This window comes from Acidovorax sp. FG48 (assembly GCF_057809085.1).
Genome location: NZ_JBMDJH010000030.1, coordinates 1 through 18478, shown reverse-complemented (window position 1 = coordinate 18478; position 18478 = coordinate 1). Strand labels below are relative to the sequence as shown.

Here is an 18478-nt window from a genome sequence, read left to right as displayed (position 1 = left end):
GGCACTCCGTATCAGGACGGTGCCAAAGCGGTACTCAGTACAGCTTCTTGGGCAGTTGCATGCTGCGAACGCGCTTGTAGTGACGCTTCACGGCAGCAGCCTTCTTGCGCTTGCGCTCGGCGGTGGGCTTTTCGTAGAACTCACGGGCGCGCAGGTCGGTCAGCAGGCCGAGCTTTTCAATGGTGCGCTTGAAGCGGCGCAGTGCAACGTCAAAGGGTTCGTTTTCTTTTACGCGGATCGTAGTCATTAGCTAATGTTTTCCAAATGGTGCCTGCAGAGGGGCTTGGGGAGATCGGGCCTCAAGTCCGTACAAAGCGGTTTCCCCGTCTGTAACTAGTATTTGGCCGACGGGGCATTGCCAGCAAAGCCGGAGATTATAGCCTTTATCCACGCCCATGGCGCAAGGGGTGGGCGTCTGCCCCTGGGCAGGGCGCTGGGCGGGATGCTTTCGGGCGGGCTGCACCGCAATGGCGCGGAAGTTGCTTCATGTTGTAACACTCCTAATCACCGGTGGGGAGCCCTGGCCATCCGCCCGGGCGGCCCCGCCGCAGACACCATGGCATTCATGCACCGCGTATCGGGTTGGCTGGGCCGGCTCAGTGTGGGCCGCAAGCTCATGCTCATCTATCTGCTGGACCTGACGGCGGTGATCTACGTCTCCAGCATCCTGATCCACGAAAAGTACCTGGCGATCGACTTCACGCGTAAGGAAGTGGTGGGCACGACCTATGCAGCGGTGGTGCGCGACGGGCTGATGGGGCAGTTTCTGGACGCGTCGCAGCAACCGCCGCTGGTGGCCGACGTGCTCACCCGGCTGGAGGCCGTGCGCGCGGCCCACGACGAGCAGCTGCGCACCGCCGATGTCGCCCAGCGGTTTGGCGTGGCGCTGCAGCAGCTGGCGGGGCCGCCCCCGGGGGGCTCGCCCACCGTCGATCCGCAGACGCTCACCCGCCAGCGCAGCCAGTTGCTGCGCGAGGGCCGCGAGCTGCTCACCACTGTGGGCAACCAGTCCAACCTGATCCTGGACCCGGACCTGGACAGCTACTACGTGATGTCGCTGGTGGTGTTGCGGTTTCCCGAGCTGCTGCAGGCGGTGCATGACACCGTCAGCTTCCTGAACGCGGCGCCATCGCGGCGCGGGCCGCAATGGTCGTCCGAGCTGCTGACGCTGGTGGGGCGGCTGGACGCCGTGATGCTGGGCATCGAGTCGGACTACAACCAGGCCTTCATCGCGGGCTCGCCGGAGATGCGGGCCGCGCTGGTACGCCAGCGCGAGGCGCTCAAGGCGGCGCAGGAGGGCTTTCAGGCCTTGCTGCAGGGCATTGCATCGGGCGAGTCGCGCCTGACCGTGGCGCAAGTGGGTGTGCAGGAGGCCCAGGTGCTGGGCGCGCTGCGCGATGCCTGGTCGGTGGGCATTGTGGACCTGGAGCGTTTGCTGAACCAGCGCGCCGACAGCCTGTTTGCCCGCATGTGGCTGCACCTGGGCACGGCGCTGGTGCTGCTGGGTTGCATCCTTTCGCTCGTCACCCTGGTCGCGCGCCAGATCGCCAAGCCGCTGCAGCAACTGGCCCGTGTGGCCGACGAGGTGCGCAAGAGCGGCGACCACACGCTGCGCGCGCAGTGGAACAGCCGCGACGAAATCGGCCGCCTGGTCACTGCGTTCAACGAGATGCTGTCGCAGCTCGACCGCGACCGTCTGCTGCAGCAGGAGCTGGCCGCCAGCGCCCGCGCGGCCGAGGCGCAGCGCGAGCTGGTGGAGGCCTTCCCCATCCCCATGGTCGTCACGTCCATCCCCGAGCACGAGGTGCTGCACTCCAACGCACCCGCCGCCCACTGGCTGGGTGGCCGCAAGACCGACCCCTGGGCCGTGGGGCTGGAGCCCGGCGTGCGCGCGCGCTTCTTTCAGCGCCTGGCCGACCAAGGCTCGGTCGATGAATTTGAAGTGCGCTGGAAGGGCAGTCCCGAGCCCTCCTGGGCCGTGCTGTCGGCACGGCGCCTGCAGTTTCAGGGCCGCGACTCGGTGCTCACCGCCTTCACGCCCATCAACGTGCTCAAGGTGATGGAGCAGCGCCTGGAGCTCTGGGCCAAGGTGTTCGAGGCCTCGTCCGAAGGCATCATCATCATGAATGCCGAGCAGCAGATCATCAGCGTGAACAAGGCGTTCTGCCGCAGCACGCACTACGACTTCTACGAGGTCATTGGCGAGGACCTGGGCTTTCTGCTGGAAGAGTCGGGCTCCGAGCCGCTGTCCGCGCAGATCCAGCGCACCATGCTCGACAAGGAGTCGTGGCAGGGCGAGGTGCGGTTTCGCCGCCGCTCGGGCGAGACCTACCCGGCCTGGCTCATGGTGTCGGCCGTGCGCGAGGGCAAGGGCGGTGCGGTGGCCAACCACATCGGCATTGCCATCGACATCACCGACCGCAAGCTCAACGAGGAGCGCATCCAGTTCCTGGCGCACCACGATGTGCTCACCGAGCTGCCCAACCGATCACTGTGTGTGCAGCGCCTGCAGATGGCGCTGGCGCAGGCGCCCATCACGGGCGAAAAGGTCGCGGTGCTGTTCATCGACCTGGACCGCTTCAAGGCCATCAACGACACGCTGGGCCACCACATTGGCGACGGCCTGCTGCGCTCGGTGGCCGCGCGCCTCACGCAGGCCGTGCGCAGTCGCGACACGGTGAGCCGCCTGGGCGGCGACGAGTTTGTGGTGGTGATGCGCGACGTGGCCGGGCGCGAGGACGTGCAGCAGCTGGTAGAGCGGCGGCTGATCCCGCTCATCCGCCAGAGCCATCCGGTCGAGGGGCACGAGCTGAATGTGTCCTGCAGCGTGGGCATTGCCGTGTATCCCGAGGACGGCAGCGACATCGACGAACTCATGCGCCGCGCCGACGCTGCCATGTACGAGGCCAAGACCACCGGCCGCGACATGGCGCTGTTCTACTCGATGGAGACCGACCAGCGCGCGGTGGCCCGCCAGACCATGGAGCAGCAACTGCGCCGTGCGCTGGAGCGCCACGAGCTGAGCCTGCACTACCAGCCACGCCTGAGCGCCCAGGGCGCCCAGTTGCTGGGCGTGGAGGCGCTGCTGCGCTGGACCAGCCCGGTGCTGGGCTCCATCCCGCCCAGCGAGTTCATCCCCATCGCCGAGGAGACCGGCATGATCCGCGCCATCGGCAGCTGGGTATTGCAACAGGCGTGCGAGCAGTGGGTGCGCTGGCAGCAGCTGGTGCTGGACGCAGGCGTGGGCGATGCCGCATCGCTGCACCCGCTGGCCCGGGTGTCGATCTCGGTCAACTTGTCGGCTGCGCAGATGTCCGACCCCGCGCTGGTCACCGACATCGAGGCGCTGCTGCTGCGCACCGGCATGCCCGCGCACCGGCTGGAACTGGAGATCACCGAATCCCAGCTGATGGACAACGCCCACGCGGCCGAGCAGCAACTGGCGGCGCTCAAGGCGCTGGGGGTGCAACTGTCCATTGACGACTTTGGCACCGGGTATTCCAGCCTGGCCTACCTCAAGCGCTTTGACATCGACCGCCTCAAGGTGGACAAATCCTTTGTGCGCGACATGCTCGCCAACCCTGCCGACATGGCCATCACCCGCGCCATCATCGCGCTGGGCCACACACTAGGCCTGCGCATCGTGGCCGAGGGCGTGGAAGACCTGGCCACGGCCCAGGTGCTGAGTGCACTCGATTGCGAGGAGCTGCAGGGCTACCACTTCAGCCGGCCGCTGCCGGTGCCGGAGCTGGAGGCCTGGGCCTGCCAGCACCAGCCCTCGGGCGCGCCGGTGCGGGAGGCCGCTGTGATGGTCTGAGGGACTTTTACGGGGCCGTCAGTGCGCAGCGCCAGCAGGCTCTGCCTGTGGCAGTGGCAGCGCCTGCGCGCAGGCATATGCGCTGGCCCAGGCCCATTGAAAGTTGTAGCCGCCCAGCCAGCCTGTCACATCCACCACTTCGCCAATGAAGTACAGCCCCGGCTGGGCCTTGCACTCCATGGTCTGCTGCGACAGCGCCTTGGTGTCCACGCCGCCCAGCGTCACCTCGGCCTTCTTGTAGCCCTCGGTGCCCGTGGGCGTCAGCTCCCAGCGCGCCAGTTGCTCGGCCAGGCGCGCCAGGGCCTTGTCGCTGGCCTCGTTGATGGGGCGCTGCCAGTCGGCCTCGCGGCTGGCCCAGGCATCGGCCAGGCGGCTGGGCACCAGGGTGGCCAGTTCGTTGGACACCAGCTTGCGCGAGCGGGCCTTGCCCTGCGCCAGCGCGGCGGGCAGGTCCACCGTGGGCGCGAGGTTGATGGCCAGCGGCGTGCCCTCCTGCCAGTAGCTGGAGATCTGCAACACCGCCGGGCCCGACAGGCCCCGGTGGGTGAACAGCAGGTCTTCGTCAAACGCCATGCGGGCTTTCTTGGCACCCGTGCTGATCTGCACCGGCAGCGCCAGCCCGGCCAGCTGCGCATACGGCGCCCAGCCCGCGCCGTCAAAGGTCAGCGGCACCAGACCCGGCTTGCGCTCGACGAGCGGGATGTTGAACTGCTGCGCGAGCCGGTAGCCCAAGTCGGTGGCACCGATCTTGGGGATAGACAGGCCGCCCGTGGCAATGACCAGCGCACCCGCCGACACCGGACCGCGATCAGTATCAATTTGATAGCTGCCCCGGCATGATTCACTAGCGCTTGAGGCCAAAAAGGCTATTTTTCTGACGCCACAGGGCTGCCAGCGGGTCACGCCGCCCGCCTCACACTCGGCCAGCAGCATGGCGATGATGTCCTCGGCCGAGCGGTCGGCAAACAGCTGGCCCTTGTGCTTTTCGTGAAACGGGATGCCGTGCTTTTGCACCAGCGCGATGAAGTCGGCCGGCGTGTAGCGCGACAGCGCCGAGCGGCAGAACTGCGGGTTCTGCCCCACAAAGTGCTTGTGCGGCGCGGCCGGGTCCAGGTCGCGGTTGGTGAAGTTGCAGCGCCCGCCGCCCGAGATGCGGATCTTTTCGGCCACCTTGTCCGCATGGTCGATGAGCAAGACCTTCAGCCCCCGCTGGCCCGCCTGGCCCGCGCAGAACAGGCCGGCAGCGCCGGCGCCGATGATGATGGCGTCAAAAAATGGGAGGGACACGGGGAGGCATCAAAAGGAACAAAGGCGTGATTGTCCTCCGGCTGACCCGGGGCTTGCCCCGCACGGCGCGATGCCGCAGCGGCGCAAGCCCCGGTCGCTCCCTCTCTCCCTCTTGTGTTGCTAGTGGGCCGGTCAGAACGCTGCGCGCAAGGTCACGCTCACGTTGCGCGGGTCCGCATAGTTGCCGTAGTCCAGGTTGGCCCAGTACTTCTGGTTGGTCACGTTGTTCACGGCCACCGTCGCGCTGACCTTGGGGTTGAACTGCCAGGATGCGCGCAGGTTGAGGATGGCCTTGGGCGATTGCTTCACCGTCACCGTGCCGCTGGGGTGCGGGATGTTGAAGCCCTCGATGGCGCTTTGCCAGGTCAGGTTGCCGCCCACCGACAGCGGCGCCAGCGCGCCCGACAGCTGGTAGTCCGTGCCCAGTTGCAGCAGGTAGTCGGGCATGTTGGCGTAGATCAGGTCGGTGGGGGCACGCGTGACCTTGGCGCGGGTCAGGCCCGCGCTCACACGCCACTGCCGGGTGGCCATGCCCGCAAACTCCAGCTCGAAGCCGGTGGACTTCGTGCCGTTCACGGCCACGTAGGGCAGGGTGCCGTCGGGCAGCGGCGTGGTGATGGCGCTGTCGCGCACGCCGAAGTTGTCCTGCTTCGTCTGGAACACCGCAAAGTGCGCCTGGATGCGGCGCTCGAACAGCTCGGCCTTGAGGCCGGCCTCGGCATTGCTGCCGATGACGGGCGACAGCGGATTGTTGTTGCGGTCCTTGTAGTTTTGCGGGTTGAAGATGCGCGCGTAGCTGGCGTAGGCTGACAGCGTGGGCGTGATGTCGTACACCGCGCCGATGAAGGGCGTGACCTTGCGGTTCTCGTCCTGAATGGCCGAGCGGCCCGCATAGGCGCCCGTGGTGCCATAGGTGTCGGAGTGGCGGTGCCAGTCGGTCAGGCGCAGGCCGGTGAGCACCGACAGCGGGTCGGCCAAGCGCCAGCGTGCCGAGGCGAACAGGCCCGTCTGCTGCGTGATCTGCGTGCGCCAGGCGCCGGTCTTGGAATAGGTGGGCGCGGGCGCGTTGCCATCCCAGGTGTAGATGTTGGGGATCACGTAGCTCCAGCCCGCCACCGAGGTGTAGCCATCGGTGCGCGTGGCGGTGCGGGTGGAGCTCATGCCCACCACCAGGTCGTGCTTGCGGCCGCCCAGTTCGAACTTGCCCGACAGGTAGGCGTCCACCGTGTCCTGCGTTTCGCTGCCGCCGCTCACGGAGGCATAAAGGGTTGTGCCCGCGCCGGTCACCGGGTTGATGAAGGGGGCCTGGCTGGTGGTGGCGCCATAGCCGTAGGTGCTCAGGCGGAAGGTGTCGCCCTTCGTGTGGTTCAGCGCGGCCTTCAGGCTCCAGTCGTCGTTGAGCTGGTGGTCCAGCGTGGCGTAGAGCGTGCCGGAGGTGCGCTCCCACCGTGTCCACGATGGCGAGAAGCTGGTGGAGATCGGCAGGTCGATGGGCACGCCCGTGGTGGCAAAGCGCGGGATGGTGCCCCAGATCGGCGCCTTGGGGTCGTTGGACTGGCGTTGGTAGCCCACTGACACCACGGTGGACGGGCCGATGTCGGCCTCCACCGCCGCCAGCAGGGCGGTCTTGTCTTCGGAGTAGCGGTCGCGGAAGCTCTCCTTTTTCTGCGGGGCCACGACCAGGCGGCTGCGCACACTGCCGTCGCTGTTGAGCGGTGCATTGATGTCCAGCTCGCCCCGGTACAGGTTCCACGACCCGGCGGTGAGCGCTACAGACGCGGCGAACTCGCGCTGCGGGCGCTTGCGGATCATGTTGATGGTGGCCGAGGGCACGCCCACACCGGTCTGGATGCCGTTGGCGCCGCGCACGATGTCGATGCGCTCGTACAGCGCGGTGTCGAACTCCTGGTTGGTGCTGCTGCTGTAGCTGGGCAGGCCGTCGGTCTGGAAATCGGTGATCTGGAAGCCGCGCGCGTAGTACAGCGGGCGCTGCGTGTCGTAGAAGCTCACGGCAATGCCGTTCACGTTGCGCAGCACGCTGTCGATGCTGGTGAGCGACTGGCGCTCGATCTGCGCGCGCGTCACCGTGCTGACGGACTGCGGCGTTTCACGCGGTGTGAGCTGCAGGCGGGTGGACGCGCTCTCGCGCGCGCCCGACACAGTGACGCTGTCCAGCGCCTTGGGCTCCACGACCTGGTCGGTGCTGGTGGCGCCTGCAGGCGAGGTCTCGGTGGCATCTGCGGGTGACCCGGCGGTGGTCTGGGCACCTGCGGTGCCCATCATGTTGGCTGCGAGGAAGGCGGCCACCGCCAGAGGATGGAGGGCACAGACAAAGTTTCTGCGGGGTGCGTGCATGAGAGGGCTCCTGAGGGAAATGCGTTGGCAGGCTGGCTGGCAACGCTCCTCCGACGGGATGCACGGCTGGCTGGAATTTGTAAAATTTTAAATACAAATGCGAACTATTCGCAAAAACATGGCGGATATGGCCCCAAGGTGCGGGTTTTTGTTGTTCTGGCGGCACAACTCACCGTGGGGGACGCAGCCCGCTGCACCCGGTAGCCGGGGTGATGCCTTTGCGTGGCGCTGTGGGGGGGCATTGCGGCACGGCCATGCTGTGTGTCATGTCCTGCAGACCTGCTGGCGCCGAAGCCGCCAGCGAGTCGTGGCTCTCACTGCCGGTACACCCCGCCCGTGCCCACCACCGCAATGTCCACATAGTTGGACCCATGGTGGTTCTGCGGGCTGAACTGGTAGCTGAAGCCGCCCAGGTCCAGATTGCCCAGGCCCTCCATGGCCGTGACCAGGCTGGCGCGTGTGACACCGGGGCCTGCAGCACGCAGGCCTTCGATAAGCACGCGTGCGTCCATGTAGCCGGTATAGCGGTCGTAGTCCGCCGGCTTGTCGTGGCGCTTCATGGAGGCCTGGAAGTCGCGCGTGAGCGCAATGGTGGGCTTGGTGGGGGACGGACCGGTGCGCGCCACGGCCAGTCCACGCGCGTCGTCGCCCAGCGCCTTGAGCACGGCGCTGCCTGCGCCCAGCGACAAGGTATAGATGGGCACGCCCAGGTGCGCGCGGTTGGCCCGCACATAGGCCACCACGGATGGGCCTGCCGCCACCAGCAGCACGGCCTGCGGCTTTTGTGTGGCCAGGGCTTTGGCAGCATCGTTCGCGTCTTCACCCGAAGAGGCCAGTGCGTGCGAGCCAGCCAGCGCAGCACCCTCGGCGGCAATCGTCTTTTCCACCAGGGGCAGCAGCAGCTTGCCGAAGTCGTTGTTTTCGTAGGCCACGGCGATGCGCGAGGTCTGCACGGCCACCAGGTTGCGCACGATCTTCACCAGCTCGTCGGCATAGCTGGCGCGGGTGGTGAAGAGGTAGGGGTGCTGCTGCGCGCGCACGGCAGGGCTGCCCGTGTACACCGAGATCAGCGGCAGCTTGGCTTGCGCCAGGTAGGGCAGCAGCGTCATCACCTGCGAGGTCCCGGCCACACCAAACAGCGCCAGTACCCCGTCTTTCTCGCTCAGCTGTTTGGCGTTGTCCAGCGCACGGCGGGCGTCAAAACCATCGTCCAGTGACACCAGCCGGATCTTGCGGCCGCCGATGCCGCCCTTGGCATTGGCGTCTTCCACAGCGGCCTCCTGCCCCTCGTGGATGGGCGACAGGAACGGCGCCATGCCGCCAGACAGCGCGGTAGATCGGCCGATGAGGATGTCTCCCTTGCCGCCTGCAGTGGACTGTGCGCGCGCGGGAAGGCTGGCCAGGGCGGCGCCACCCGCCAGCGCCAAGACCAGGCTGCGGCGGCGCGCCAGGGGCTGCCGCTGCTCGGCGGGCTCAACATTCACATTCGGGGTGGTCATCACGCGGTGTCTCCTGCTCAGAACGGGCCACAGCGGCCCCAGCGAGCGGCGATGGTAGGAGGGCAACACGCAGCGCGCGCACCGGGTTTGTACCGGGGTCGCGTCATGTTAGGGACAGGTGCCTACCTCCAGCGGCGCTGTCTGCCTCTGCACTCGGCGTTGCCTGCCGGCCGCTCCTCGCATCGCGGTAGCATGCGGCATGGACCTGCCAAGGAAGACACCATGACTCTGATCCGCTACGCCCTCTGTGCCCTGGCGCTGGGCTGCCTGTCCCCGGCGTGGGCCGTCAACAAATGCACGGACGCCAACGGCAAGGTGTCGTTCCAGGACGCACCCTGTGTGGGGGAGGGCGAGAAGATCGACGTGCGCCCCACCACCCGTGGCGCCACCCCGGTGCCGCCCGCAGCGGCACCGGTGGGCGAGGGCGCATTTGGCCCCACCTGGCAGCGCAAGAACTACCTGCAGACCCAGGGCATCCCGCAGGCCCGCGCCGCTGTCGAACGCAACCACCGGGAATGCACGGCCCCGCCCGGCGCCGTGGCCACGGCGGGCCCCCTGCGGCGTGGCAACCTGCCGGCAGGCAACCAGTTTGTGCAGGAGGGCGCAGAAAAAGCCGCCGATGCCAAGGCCGCGTGTGAGGAACGGACCGAGGCCTTGCGCGAGCAACTGCGCGTGCTGGAGCGAGAGCTGGCGGCCATGCCCTGAGACAGCGTCTCAGTCAATGAGGAGCCCTCACCCCTTCCAGGTGAACGGAAACTTGAACTGCTTCACAAATCCGTTGGGCACGTAGTCGCCCAGCACGCCGTAGTGCTCGGGCCAGAGCTTGGTGCTTTTGACGGCAGTGCCAAACAGGTAGTCCAGAAACGCGAAGTGCGCGGCGTAGTTCTTGTCCAGCGCCTCCTGGTCCTGGCTGTGGTGCCAGTGGTGGAAGTTGGGCGTGACCAGCACGTAGCGCAGCGGCCCCAGGCGCACGCTCACATTGGCGTGGTTGAACACGGCCTGGAAGCCCACCACGACGATGTACGCGTCGATCACTTCCTTGCTGAAGCCCAACACGTAGATGGGTGCCAGCACCAGGGTGCGGGTGATCAGCAGCTCCAGGATGTGCTGGCGCGAGCCGGCCATCCAGTCCATGCTTGTGACGCTGTGGTGCACGGCGTGCAAGCGCCACAGCAGCGGCACCTCGTGGTAGGCGCGGTGCGTCCAGTACTGCACCAGATCGGCCACCAGGATGATGAGGAACAGCGCCACCCAGAAGTTCAGGCCCTGCACCCAGCCGCGAATGCCGTCGCTGGCCGCCCAGCCAAAGAACTTGTGCACGATGAGGTTGGTGGCCAACAGCACAAAGCCCACCACCATGTGGTTGACGATGAAGTGGTGAAAGTCCGTCTGCCACTCGGCGCGGAAGATGGGCTGGTCCTTGCGCAGCGCGAACAGCTTCTCGATGAAGATGAAGATCAGCGAGCTGCCCAGCAGGTCGAGGATGAACCAGTCGAGGCCGATGTACGGCGTGTTGTCGGGGAAGTTGGGGTCCACCTCCACCTTGTGGCCGCCCAGCAGCGCGGTGATCGCCACGATGGCAAACGCAAAGGTGGCCAGCCAGCGGGCGCGGTTGAACACAATGTTGACCAGCGAGATGCCGCCCGCAATCGCCATGGCCACCAGCATGATGTTGCGGATCACCGTCACGTCGTAGCTCTTGCGCAGCTGCGGCGTGGTGAGGTACTCGGGAAAGTGAAAGGCCAGCACGCCCAAAAAGCACAGGATGGCCAGCGTGAGCGCAATCACGCCCGACACCAGTCCCTTGCCGGTGCGCAATGCGCCATGGCTTTCGGTGAATTCGTTGAGTTTTTCTAGTTCGATCATCGGTTCCTCCTCGCACCCGGTCAGCAGGTGCTGCGCGAGTGTAGCGAAGCCGCCACCCGCCGTGCCAGGGGCTCAACTTGCACGCGACGCAGCGCGCATGGCTTTCTAAAATCGCTGCATGAACATCCCTTCACACCAACTGAGCATGACTGTGCTTATGTCGCCCGACATGGCCAACTTTTCGGGCAACGTGCACGGCGGCGCCATCCTCAAGCTGCTGGACCAGGTGGCGTACTCGTGCGCCAGCCGCTATTCGGGCTGCTACACCGTGACGCTGAGCGTGGACCAGGTGATGTTCTTGCAGCCCATCCATGTGGGCGAGCTGGTGACCTTTCTGGCCAGCGTGAACTACACGGGCAGCTCGTCGATGGAAGTCGGCATCAAGGTGGTGGCCGAAGAGATCCGTTCGCAGGTGGTACGGCATGTCAACAGCTGCTTCTTCACCATGGTGGCCGTGGACGAGGCGCGCAAGCCCGTGCAGGTGCCGCCACTGACGCCCTCCACCCCCGACGAGCGCCGCCGCTGGGACGCTGCGTTGATGCGCAAGACGCTGCGCAAGGAGCTGTCGCAGCGGTTTCAACAGGTGCGCGAAACCGCCGGGCAGTAGTGCGTTGAGGGGGCGCCTTGAGTGGGCGCCTTGAATGGACGGCATCGAAGGCCCTGGGTCCATCGCCCCGGGCCTTCTCTTTTTCTCGCCCACGCTCAGCCGCTCAGGCCGCGCTGCGGCTGCGTCCGGCCAGCGACACGGCCTGCAGTGACAGGCCATCGATCTCGTTGGTGATGCCCGACAGCACATTGGCCACCACTGCAAACTCGCGCCCGTGCTGCCCGGCACGCGCCGCCATCACCTGCGCGTTGAAGCTGACCACCTTGGCCTCGCGCGCCACGGTCTGGATTGAGGCCACGATGCCCGCCAGCTCTTTCATCAAGGTTTCGGACTGCGCCTTGCTCACCTGGTCGAACGCCGTGGTGGCCGTGTTGAGTGCGTCGAGCACGCCATCGGTGGTTTCCACCAAGCGGGCCAGTGCGTCTTCCACGCGCGGGCTCTGGCGCTCGGCCAGGTCCAGCGCTGTGCCGACCTGCTGCGCAAACGCGTCGATGGTGGCGCCGACGCCCTGGGGGCCGTGGTAGGCCTTGCGGATGATCTCGGCACTGGTGGCATCCAGGTGGCGCGGCGTGTCCACCAGCCGTGCCTGGCTGTCGGTGAACAGGGTGAGCGAGCTGCGCGCGGCCTTCAGGTGCAGGTCGCTGCCGCGTGCGGCCAGCACGGTCTGCAGCACCATGCGCTGAGACAGCATGCGCTGGCGCGCCGCCAGGTTGACGAGTGACATGCCCGCGTCGCGCGAGGGAGCCTGAGTGGAAGACGACAGCGTGGGCAGGCTGGAAGTGCGTGCAGGGAGGGGAAAGGCTGCCATGGTGCTCCTTGTGCGGGTTGCATTCAGATGCATGCTTTCAAGCAATACCCGGGCCAATGTGCATGCAGGGGCGTGACCCAATGCGGTGCTGTGTGAAGGGACGCCGTGCTGAATGAAACACGCGACGGCGCAGCGCGTAGGCACGCCTTGGAGCGTTTTTTTTGCGCGCGAGCACGGCGCATCCCCTGCCTGCGCAGCGCGCAAGTGGGGCTGTGGCGTTGTCTAGGTCGTTTTGTGTGTGCTCAGCCCGCGCGCCGGGCCTGCAACGGCGCTGCTCCCGCGTCCTGCACAGCCAGCGCAACACCGCGCACCACATCGCCCACCACAATCACCGAAGGGCTGGCCAGCCCTTCGCGGGTGATGGTGGCGTGCAGTGAGCCCAGTGTGGTGATGGCATGCCGCTGGTGCGGCAGGCTGGCGTGCTGGATGACGGCCACAGGCGTGTCGGCGGGCAGGCCGGTGAGCAGTTCCTGCTCGATGGTGGCGGCGCCGCTCACGCCCATGTAGATGACCAGCGTGAGCTTGGCGTCACGCGCCGTGGCGGCCAGTTGGCGCCAGTCGGTGCCCGCGTCGCCGGGCTTGGCGTGGCCGGTGACAAACACCACGCCATGGGCATGCTCGCGGTGCGTGAGCGGTGCGCCCAGCGAGGTCAGCCCTGCGAGCCCTGCGGTGATGCCGTTGATGACGGTGACCTCAACACCTGCGGCACGCAGGTGCTCCACCTCTTCGCCGCCCCGGCCAAAGATGAACGGGTCGCCGCCCTTGAGGCGCACCACGTTCTCGCCTTCGTTCACGGCCATCAGCATCAGCTTTTCGATGAAGGCCTGGGGTGTGCTCTTGCAGCCGCCGCGCTTGCCCACATAGACGATGCGCGCCGTGGGCGAGGCATGGGCCACGATGGCATCGCTGACCAGGTCATCCACCAGCAGCACCGTGGCCGCCTGGATGGCCTTGAGGGCCTTGAGGGTGAGCAGCTCCGGGTCACCCGGGCCTGCACCCACCAGCGTGCAACTGCCACCGGTGCCCAGGTGCGGTGGGGTCGTGGGCGGCGTGGTGGAAGGCGTGGGGCGGGTCATGGGGATGTCTCCGAAGCAGTTTGACCAGCAACGTGCAAGATGTGTTCCACCTGCCGCTTGATGGCGGGTGGAATTGGCAACTCGCCCGCCAGCACCTGGCGTGTGTAGGTGGCCGTAGTGGCCACATCGATCTCGGCGGGCAGGCCCGGCACCTCGCTGGCCGTGCCCGGTTGCTGCGCCTCCAGCACCGTGTGTTCGCCGCGCACAAAGCCGTCGTAGCGCGGCGTGCGGCGTGGGTCGGTAGCGACCTCTCCCTCCAGCCCGCGCGAGAGCAAGGCGCTCATGCCCAGCGTGCGGAAGGTGGTCTGCAGCATCTCGAAATATTCGGGGTGGGTGTATGCGGTGACCACCACCGACGGCCCCGCGCACGGGCTCATCAGCTTGACCACGCTGTGCCCCGGGTTGCGCAGTCCCACCACCTCGCGCACGGCCAGCAGGCGCGCCAGCCCCGCGTGCAGGTGCTGGGTATGGATATGGCGCACCGTGCCGTTTGCTATCTTTTCAGGAGCTATCAGGGCAGGTACTTCTAGCGCATCAAGCACATCCGAGGCCAAAACGCGCCGCGCCTCGGTGCGCATGCCGTGCAGCAGTACGGGCAGGCCTTCGCGCGCCAGCAGCAGCGCCAGCAGCGGGGTCAGCACCGGCAGCCTGCGGGCGCCGTTGTAGCTGGGCAGCACGATCAGCGGCCGGTCGGTGGCGGGCATCAGGGCCAGGCGCTGGTGGGTGGCATCCAGAAAGCCGCATATCTCTTCGGACGTTTCGCCCTTGATGCGCATGGCCAGGCAGAAGGCGCCGATCTCCAGGTCGGTCACGGCACCGTCCAGCACCTGGCCGAACAGGTCGGCAGCCTGCTCGCGCAACAGCGGCTTGGCGCCGCGCGCGCCGCGTCCGATTTCCTTGATGTACTGGGCGATGGCCATGGTTCTTGGTGGCGGGACTTGTGAAACAGGGCTCTAGTGTGGTGTTGCACGCTATCCGGCACTTCAAACCGTGTCTTTTCGGCCAGGGCTGCGTTGCAAATCCTCGCGATACCTCCGGGTATCGCTGTGGTTTGCGCCTTGCCCTGACCAAAAATCCATCGGTTTTCATGTGCCAGATAGCGCGCAACACCACACTAGCGTCGTTATCTCGGCTTGCCGTACAAGGCGTACTGTCTGCGCCGAAAGCGCCTAGCTGGAGCCCTGTTGCACAAGTCCTGGTGGGGTTTGTTGGTCTGAGGTCTATTTTCCTGCAAGCAAGAGAACTTTTGGTTATATGACGGCCTGCGCGAGCGGTTTGGACGCCAGTGGCCCCGTGGCTCGCACCATGCGTTTGAGTTCGGGCACACACGAGCCGCAGCTGGTGCCGCAGCGTAGCTTGCCCTGCAGTTGTGCCAACCGGTCATCGTCAGTGCCGTGGCAGTGCGCCAGTTGGGCGGTGATGGCGGCGTCTGTCACGTTGAAGCAGGTGCACACCGGCTTGCCGCGCGACTGCACGGCTACGGGCGCCTTGGCGCCGGGCACCAGCAGCAGGCGGCCGTAGGTCTGTGCGGGCAGTTCTTCCTGCAGCAGGGTCTTGAGCCAGCCTTCGGCGCTGGTGTCGCCTGCCAGCACGATGCCTTCGAGCGTGGTGTTGTCGCCCTGGTGCGCCAGCCGTGCCGCCCGGCGCTGGCCGCGTTTTTTGTCGGCGTAGCGCAGCGTGTCGGCGCCTGCCATGCCCAGCAGGGCTTCGATCTGTGCGATGAGCGCATCGGGCGGTGCCTCGTGGGCGGCGGCGCGCAGCAGCACCCCGGTGCGCTCGCGGCCTGGCTCATCCAGCGGGGTGTTGTTGCTGAAGGGCACGCAGCTCGCGAACGGGAACTGCGCCATCAGGGCAGACAGCGCTTCGCGTGTGGCATGGCTTTTGTCGGGGGGCAGCCAAGCCATGGCCAGCAGCGTCCAGGGCAGTTCGGCCTTGAGCACCTTGACGGCGGCGTGTTTCAGCTCGGGCTGTTTGGAGGTGGGGCAGAACGCCGAGGTGGTGAGCGCATTCACGCCCGCCAGCCGTTCGCCGGTGGACGACACGCCGCTCAAAAACTCGCTGCCCCAGTGCATGGCCATGAACACCTGCGACAGGCCCAGCGTGGTGTCGGCCAACACGGGCACCACGATGGAGCCGCGCTTGCTGGTCACGTGCACCAGGTCGCCGCTGGCGAGCTTGCGCCGCTCCATGTCCTGCGGGTGCATCTGCAGGCTGGGTTCGGCCACATGGCCAAACAGGCGGCCCAGCGTGCCTGTGCGGGTCATGCCGTGCCATTGGTCGCGCAGGCGGCCGGTGGTCAGGCTGAAGGGGTAGCGCGACTCGCGGGGCTCTGCGGTGGGCTGCCATGCGTGGGCGGCAAAACGCGCGCGGCCATCAGCGGTGGGGAAGACGCCGTCTAGGTACAGGCGTGCCTTGCCGGTGGTGACGCCTTCAGGCAGTGGCCACTGCTGCGGGCCCTGGGCTTCGAGCATCTCCCACGACAAGCCGGTAATGTCCAAGTCTCGCCCGCGCGTGCTCTCGCGGTGTTCGTTCCATACGGCCTCTGCGCCTGCGTCGGCAGCGTCGGTGGCGTACGGGAACAGCGTCGGCGCACCGGGCCGCAGGCGCGCCTCCAGCTGGTGCGCAAACTGCACCGCAATGGCCCAGTCGTGCCGCGCCAGGCCGGGCGCAGGCACGGCAGTGCGCACGCGCGAGATGCGGCGCTCGCTGTTGGTCACGGTGCCGGTCTTTTCACCCCAGGTGGTGGCGGGCAGCAGCAGGTCTGCGTAGTCGCAGGTGGCGGCCGTGGCAAAAGCCTCCTGCACCACCACAAACTCGGCGCGTTGCAGCGCGCGGCGCACGGTGGCTTGGTCGGGCATGCTCTGCGCGGGGTTGGTGCAGGCAATCCACAGGGCCTTGATCTCGCCGTCGGCAGCGGCCTGGAACATCTCCACCGCCGTCTTGCCGGGTTGGCTGGGCACATCGGCAACGCCCCACAGCGCGGCGACTTCGGCGCGGTGCTGCGGGTTGGCCAGGTCGCGGTGGGCGCTGAGCAGGTTGGCCAGGCCACCGACCTCGCGCCCGCCCATGGCGTTGGGCTGGCCGGTCAGGCTGAAGGGGCCCGCGCCGGGCTTGCCGATCTGCGCGGTGGCCAGGTGCAGGTTGATGAGCGCAGCGTTCTTGGCGGTGCCGCTGCTGCTCTGGTTCAGGCCCTGGCAGTACAGACTCAGGGTCGCTTTGGAGGTGGCGAACCACTTGGCCGCCGTGGTCAGGTCGGCCACGCTGATGCCGCAGGTCTGCGCCACGCGCTCGGGCGTGCAGTCGCGCACCAGGGCCTTGAGTTCGTCAAAGCCCGTGGTGTGCGCGGCGATGTATTCGGCGTTGGTCCAGCCCTCCCACAGCATCAGGTGCAGCATGCCGTTGAACAGCATCACGTCGCTGCCGGGCTGGATGGGCAGGAACAGGTCGGCCATGCCCGCCGTGTCAGTGCGGCGGGGGTCGGCCACGATGACCTTCATGCCCGGGTTGGCGGCGCGTGCGTCTTCGATGCGGCGGAACAGGATGGGGTGCGCCCAGGCCGCATTGCTGCCCACGATGAACAGGCACTGCGCGTGGTTCACGTCGTCGTAGCAGGCGGGCGGCGCGTCGGCACCCAGGGTCTGCTTGTAGCCGGCCACCGCGCTGCTCATACACAGGCGCGAGTTGGTGTCGATGTTGTTGGTGCCGATCAGGCCCTTGGCCAGCTTGTTGAAGACGTAGTAGTCCTCCGTCAGCAACTGGCCGCTGACGTAAAAGCCCACGGCGTCGGGGCCGTGCTGGGCGATGGTGTGGGCGAACTTGTCTGCGGCCAGCGTCAGTGCGGCGTCCCAGGTCACGGGCAGGGCGGCTTCGTTGCGCTGTGCGCGTTGCAGGGGGTGCAGCAGGCGGGTTTGCAGGGTGACGGGGCTGGTGGCGGTGAGGTGCAGGGTCGAGCCCTTGGTGCACAGGCGGCCAAAGTTGGCGGGGTGGGTGGGGTCGCCGCGCACGCCGGTGATTTGTGCGCCTTCGGATTCGATGATCACGCCGCAGCCTACGCCGCAGTAGGGGCAGGTGGATTGGGTTTCTTGCATGGCGTGTTTTGGGCTGTTTTGGCCTCAGGCGCTAGTGCATATTGCGCTGTCAGCTATTGTTTTGATAGTGTTTTATGTCCTCGCCGGGGGGGTGCATGCGGCGCCTGGGGCGCAACACTGTGCACGGCTCACACACCCACCGCCCTGCGCGCAGGCCCGGCGATGGGGCGCGTCAGATCGGTTGCCACCGTTGCCAGCTCGGCAGCGTTCAGGTACACCGCGCCGTCTTCCACCTTCACGGCAAACTTCGGCGTGCAGCCCTCGTCGGGCGCCGAGGCCTGGCCGTCGCACAGGCCAATGGTCCAGTTGTGCAGGGGGCACGCCACATGCGTGCCAAACACGATGCCCTGGCTCAGCGGGCCGCCCTTGTGGGGGCAGCGGTCCAGCAGCGCAAACACACCATCGGCGTCGTTGCGGAAGATGGCCACGTCCAGGCCCTGGGGGCGCGCCACGCGGCGCGAGCCCAGCACGGGGATGTCGTCCACCCGGCAGATCAGCTTCCATTCAGGGGTTGGGTTGTTGGTGGTCATGGGAATGGTCCTTGGTGTTGTTCGGTGGGATGTCGGGGGTGCGTGTGGGGCCGTTGCAGGGCAGGCTGTCAGCTGTTGCCCAGTGCGGCATACAGGCCGGTCACGCGGTCCATGCTGGCCAGCAGGTTCTCGCTGCTCACAAACACTTCTGACACCTGGCGGAAGGTGTTGTTGCTGGTGCCCAGGCGCTGCAACGCAGCGTCAAAAAAGACCCACTGGCCGTCGGCCAGCAACAGCTCTTGGCGGATGCGGTTGGTGGCCTGCGGCGCGTTGCGCAGCAGCTCGGTGGCGCTGATGAACTCGTCGCGCGCCTTGGCGATTTCGGTGGTGGCGGTGGAGGTGTCCACCCCCAGCATGGCAGACAGGCAGAACTTGGCCATGCGCTGGCTCAGCATGCGCTGGCGCCCCGCCACGTTGACCAGCTTGCCCACGGGCTTGCCCGAGGCGGCTTCGTACTGCACGGTGCCCTGGTGGGCCAGCGCCAGCACCTTGGCATCGGCCTGCAGCAGGGCGGCCGCGGCGGGGGGGGGGGGGGGGGGGGGGGG

At 67.0% G+C, this 18478-nt stretch carries 14 protein-coding genes; 3 read left to right on the top strand and 11 right to left on the bottom strand.

Going from position 1 to position 18478, the window contains the following annotated elements:
* Positions 1–34 precede the first annotated feature (34 nt).
* On the bottom strand, positions 35–247 hold the full coding sequence (rpsU, locus tag ACODSU_RS24055; protein WP_007833691.1) for a 30S ribosomal protein S21: 213 nt from the start codon (positions 245–247) through the stop codon (positions 35–37).
* Between the two features lie 309 nt (positions 248–556).
* Here rpsU and ACODSU_RS24050 point away from each other — a divergent pair, with 309 nt between their 5' ends.
* Entirely contained in the window at positions 557–3817 is a 3261-nt protein-coding gene (locus ACODSU_RS24050) for an EAL domain-containing protein (RefSeq protein ID WP_488845402.1), read from the top strand.
* Between the two features lie 18 nt (positions 3818–3835).
* Here the strand turns inward: ACODSU_RS24050 and ACODSU_RS24045 are convergent, their stop codons facing one another.
* From ACODSU_RS24045 to ACODSU_RS24035, 3 genes are all read right to left on the bottom strand, one after another.
* Entirely contained in the window at positions 3836–5104 is a 1269-nt protein-coding gene (locus tag ACODSU_RS24045; RefSeq protein WP_488845400.1) for a BaiN/RdsA family NAD(P)/FAD-dependent oxidoreductase, read from the bottom strand.
* Positions 5105–5236: 132 nt separating this feature from the next.
* Positions 5237–7459 (bottom strand): TonB-dependent siderophore receptor, encoded by a 2223-nt coding sequence (locus tag ACODSU_RS24040; protein WP_488845398.1) that lies wholly within the window; start codon positions 7457–7459, stop codon positions 5237–5239.
* Between the two features lie 314 nt (positions 7460–7773).
* On the bottom strand, positions 7774–8958 hold the full coding sequence (locus tag ACODSU_RS24035) for an ABC transporter substrate-binding protein (RefSeq protein ID WP_060983816.1): 1185 nt from the start codon (positions 8956–8958) through the stop codon (positions 7774–7776).
* A 222-nt stretch (positions 8959–9180) separates the two neighbouring features.
* Here ACODSU_RS24035 and ACODSU_RS24030 point away from each other — a divergent pair, with 222 nt between their 5' ends.
* Positions 9181–9663 (top strand): DUF4124 domain-containing protein, encoded by a 483-nt coding sequence (locus ACODSU_RS24030; RefSeq protein ID WP_488845396.1) that lies wholly within the window; start codon positions 9181–9183, stop codon positions 9661–9663.
* 27 nt (positions 9664–9690) lie between these two features.
* Here ACODSU_RS24030 and ACODSU_RS24025 read toward each other — a convergent pair whose 3' ends face one another.
* Entirely contained in the window at positions 9691–10824 is a 1134-nt protein-coding gene (locus ACODSU_RS24025) for a sterol desaturase family protein (protein WP_488845394.1), read from the bottom strand.
* A 118-nt stretch (positions 10825–10942) separates the two neighbouring features.
* On the opposite strand from ACODSU_RS24025, the gene ACODSU_RS24020 reads away from it, so the two are divergent.
* On the top strand, positions 10943–11431 hold the full coding sequence (locus ACODSU_RS24020) for an acyl-CoA thioesterase (protein WP_488845392.1): 489 nt from the start codon (positions 10943–10945) through the stop codon (positions 11429–11431).
* 103 nt (positions 11432–11534) lie between these two features.
* Here ACODSU_RS24020 and ACODSU_RS24015 read toward each other — a convergent pair whose 3' ends face one another.
* The 6 genes from ACODSU_RS24015 to ACODSU_RS23990 form a co-directional block, all read right to left on the bottom strand.
* A complete protein-coding gene (locus ACODSU_RS24015; RefSeq protein WP_015015164.1) occupies positions 11535–12239 on the bottom strand; it encodes a methyl-accepting chemotaxis domain-containing protein in 705 nt (234 codons plus the stop codon).
* 242 nt (positions 12240–12481) lie between these two features.
* Positions 12482–13315 (bottom strand): uroporphyrinogen-III C-methyltransferase, encoded by an 834-nt coding sequence (gene cobA / locus ACODSU_RS24010; RefSeq protein ID WP_488845390.1) that lies wholly within the window; start codon positions 13313–13315, stop codon positions 12482–12484.
* On the bottom strand, positions 13312–14235 hold the full coding sequence (ybiB, locus tag ACODSU_RS24005; RefSeq protein WP_488845388.1) for a DNA-binding protein YbiB: 924 nt from the start codon (positions 14233–14235) through the stop codon (positions 13312–13314). Before ybiB ends, cobA begins: the two co-directional genes overlap by 4 nt.
* 330 nt (positions 14236–14565) lie before the next feature.
* Entirely contained in the window at positions 14566–17403 is a 2838-nt protein-coding gene (locus ACODSU_RS24000) for a nitrate reductase (protein ID WP_488845386.1), read from the bottom strand.
* Between the two features lie 128 nt (positions 17404–17531).
* Complete coding sequence (nirD, locus tag ACODSU_RS23995) at positions 17532–17933, bottom strand: nitrite reductase small subunit NirD (RefSeq protein WP_488845384.1); 402 nt, start codon at positions 17931–17933, stop codon at positions 17532–17534.
* A 68-nt stretch (positions 17934–18001) separates the two neighbouring features.
* Positions 18002–18478, bottom strand: a 477-nt coding sequence (locus ACODSU_RS23990; RefSeq protein ID WP_488845382.1) for a type IV pili methyl-accepting chemotaxis transducer N-terminal domain-containing protein, incomplete at its 5' end; no start/stop codon positions are given.